3 protein-coding genes are annotated in these 3398 nt (G+C 70.6%); 2 read left to right on the top strand and 1 reads right to left on the bottom strand.

The features are described 5' to 3' along the window. Positions 1-566: 566 nt before the first annotated feature. Positions 567-1211, top strand: a complete 645-nt coding sequence (locus E1284_RS39615; RefSeq protein ID WP_131945268.1) for a hypothetical protein — start codon at positions 567-569, stop codon at positions 1209-1211. After that, positions 1193-2452 carry an RNA-guided endonuclease InsQ/TnpB family protein gene (locus E1284_RS39610; RefSeq protein ID WP_341770476.1) on the top strand — a complete coding sequence of 420 codons (1260 nt, stop codon included), beginning with the start codon at positions 1193-1195 and terminating at the stop codon, positions 2450-2452. The genes E1284_RS39615 and E1284_RS39610 overlap by 19 nt, the downstream gene beginning before the upstream one ends. 146 nt (positions 2453-2598) lie before the next feature. Here the strand turns inward: E1284_RS39610 and E1284_RS39605 are convergent. Further along, positions 2599-3398, bottom strand: an 800-nt coding sequence (locus E1284_RS39605) for a hypothetical protein (protein WP_424923539.1), incomplete at its 5' end; no start/stop codon positions are given.

Genomic DNA, 3398 nt, shown 5'->3' with positions numbered 1-3398 from the left:
GAGCTGTCGCGGCTGGTGGGGGCGTCCGCGTTGTCGGGGCGGGTGTCGGTCCCGCCGCCCTTCTCCACGCCCACGCCGACGGCCCTTCCACTGGGGGACGCGAACCGGCCGGGTGCACGGCTCGCGGCGGCGTGTCCCGTGACGCGCGGGGCTGACGCCACACCACACCGGCCCCTATGAAATCGTGCACGCCCGAACTTTGCACGTGCCGATATTCGTGCCCTCCTACTCCGCCTGCGTATCCCCGCCTGGTGCCCTGCCCGCTCGACCCCTTCATCCGCCCGCCGGGGTTTCACGCAACGATCCATCCCCGGGTGAAGAACCAATCAAGCGATACGGAAACATCCGATTTAATCCAAACACCCGATTCGATTCGTCGCCACTCGCCGACCATCCGTGGGCACGCTTCGACGGGGCGCTCCGCTCCTGCACCGGTGCCACTTCGAGTAACGGCGTCGAGCACAAAGGAGAGTCCTTATCCGGCCACCGAGAGCTGTGTCATCGGGCACGTAGTCGGCCGGGCGGGGGTACCAGGGTGTCTTCGCTGCGCCAACGCGGACGGGGAAATGATGAAGATCTTCACGGGTGTCGTTTTGCTGCTGCTGGCAGCCGTTGCGGTGGTCATCCGCTGGCAGCTCTTCTCTCGCGGGATTCTGTACGGGGACGCGGCGGCGAAGATGGCCAGCCTGACGGTGGCGGGCATCATCGTCCTGGCGGGAGCGCTCCTGCTGAGGGTGGGCCGGCCTGCGCCGCCGCCCCCACCGCAACAGCAGGAATCGACTGGCGCGAGTGACGGCTCGACCGGCCCCGGCGACCGGCGGGGAGCGCAGGCCGCCGCAGCCGATTCGGCCCTCGTGACGATCACGGCCGTTCTCGGCCTGGCCACCACCGCCTACGCGGTCGGCGAACTGGTGGCGCCGAACACCCCTGTCGCCGTCGCCCAGGCGGCCTGCTCGGGCGTCCCCTTCTACGGGGCCAGGTACTTCGCGGTCACCTCGAAGGGCGTCGGCGCGAACTCCCGCCGGGGGCCGGGGCGCGAGTACCAGCAGGTCAAGAAGTACCGCGGTGACTGCACGCTCGGCTTCGACGGCTACTGCGTCGGGGCGCCGGAGGAGGACCTGTTCATCGGATACCTACAGCGTGGAGACCCCGTCCTTCAGGGCGGGGAGGAAGCGCGGAACAAGGCAGCACTGTGGCCTCGGGGGTTTTGACGGTCCGGGTTTTGTCGGTGGTGGTCGGTAGGTTGCGGAGCGTGTCCAGGTACCGGCTGTGTCCGACCCCTGCGCAGGAGGCGGGGTTGCTGGAGCATTGTTCGCATGCCCGGTTCGTGTGGAATCTGGCGGTGGAGCAGCATGCGTGGTGGCGTCCGGGGCGGGGCCCGGCGCCGGGGTATGTCGTGCAGGCCCGTCAGCTCACCGAGGCCCGCGCGGAGTTCGGATGGCTGGCGGCGGGTTCGCAGACGGTGCAGCAGCAGGCCCTCAGGGATTTCGCGCAGGCGATGGTGAACTTCTTCGCGGGTACGCATCGGTGTCCCACCTGGCGCAAGGCCGGGCTGCATGAGGGGTTTCGGGTTGTTGGGGTGCGGGGCCGGTCGTGGGATGTGCGGCGGTTGTCGCGCCGCACGGGTGAGGTGCGGGTGCCGAAGGTGGGGTGGGTGCGGTTCCGCTGGTCGCGTCCCGTCCCGGCCGGGGTGAAGTCATTCCGGGTGACCCGCGACCGTGCCGGACGCTGGCATGTCGCCTTCGCCGCGATCCCCGACCCGGTTCCCGCACCGGGCAATGGTGAGGTGGTTGGGGTGGACCGGGGTGTGGCGGTGTCGGCTGCGCTGTCCACCGGCCAGACCAGCAGTGTGCCGGGTTTGACGCCGGGTGAGGCCGAGCGCCTGAAGCGGTTGCTGCGCCGCCTCGCCCGCGCGCGCCGGGGGTCAAACCGGCGTGCTCGGGTCAAGGCCGCCATCGCGCGGCTGAAGGCGCGTGAGGCCGACCGGCGCAGGGACTGGGTGGAGAAGACCTCGACCGATTTGGCGCGCCGGTTCGACGTCATCGCCGTCGAGGACCTTGATGTGGCCGCCATGACCCGGTCCGCCAAAGGCACCGTCGACGCCCCCGGCAGGGGCGTCCGGCAGAAGGCCGGGCTCAACCGGGGCATCCTGGCCAATGGGTGGGGGCGGCTCGTGACCCGCCTGGAGCACAAGGCACCCGGACGCCTGGTCCAGGTCGACCCGGCGTACACGTCGCAGACCTGCAATGTGTGCGGGCACCGCGCCCGGGACAACCGCGAGAGTCAAGCGGTGTTCCGGTGCGTGGCCTGCGGGCAGCGGGCCAACGCCGACGTCAACGCCGCACGCAACATCAAAGACACCGCCGTGGGGCGCACGGTGGCCGCGCGGGGAGGCACGCCGCTGGGCGGGCCGGTGAACCGCGAACCCCAACCTGCTCTCCTGCCTGCGTAGGGGACGGGCTGAAATCCCTCGCCTCCAGGCGAGGGAGGACGTCAACAACCCGCTCATGGCGATGTACTTCGCCGTGGACCTGGACGGCCTGGCCCGCCGCTCCCTGTACCTCGACCGCCTGGAGGACACGCGGGTGATCCGCCAGATCAGCTCGGTCGTCGCGTCTTTCCGGGACGGGATCCGTCCTCGTCCGCCCCGCCAGTACCCGCACTGATGGACGGCCGTCCGGCGATGACGTCGCTCAGCCGGTCGCCGAGCCGCTGCACGGGCCGCCGGTAGCGTCGCTCGCGCACCACCGCCCGCCGCTCCTTCCGCGACCCGGGCCGGTACCTCCGCCGCGCCCACGGCGAGTCGGGCCGGGCCAGCCGGACGGCCCCGACCAGCCCGACCAGGCCGACGAACAGGCCGATGAGCCCCGTCCAGAGCTTGCCCTTGAGCAGCGCGACGACGGCCACGCACAGGTCGAGCACGATGACGGCGACGATCGCCCACAATCCGTCCCCCGCCACGTCGCTGATGCCCAGAGGCGTCAGGCCGAGCAGGAGGAGGCCGCACAGCGCGATCGTGATGAACACGACCTCCACCGACAGGCGGCCCTGTTCGCTCCAGTAGACGTCCTCCAAGTGCAGGACGAGGGCGAACTCGTCCAGCACAAGCGCCGTCCCGACCCCGAACACGGCCGCCGCCGCCACCGCCAGCCCGGACGAGTCGTCCTGGACGACGAGCCCGCTCACCCCGCCGACGCACATGAACACCAGGCCGAACACCACGTGGTGGATGTGCTGCCCGCCCGGCGTGACGTTCCCCGGCCACCACCGCACCTGCCGCCGGATCATCCGGACGCTGAACCGGATGAACAGGAACCCCCCGATGAACGCCACCAGGAAGCAGAACAGCCGGAGCCGCCCCGTGTCCGCGATCTCCCGCGTGAACCAGTCCCCCACAC

Source organism: Actinomadura bangladeshensis (assembly GCF_004348335.1).
Classification (GTDB): Bacteria; Actinomycetota; Actinomycetes; order Streptosporangiales; family Streptosporangiaceae; genus Spirillospora; species Spirillospora bangladeshensis.
Note: the sequence above shows the minus strand (reverse complement) of the source record. Positions and strands in the feature narration are given on the sequence as shown.

Bases quoted from the DNA above. Each gene is read 5' to 3' on its own strand.
- E1284_RS39615 (WP_131945268.1), top strand. From the start codon at position 567: ATGATGAAGATCTTCACGGGTGTCGTTTTGCTGCTGCTGGCAGCCGTT.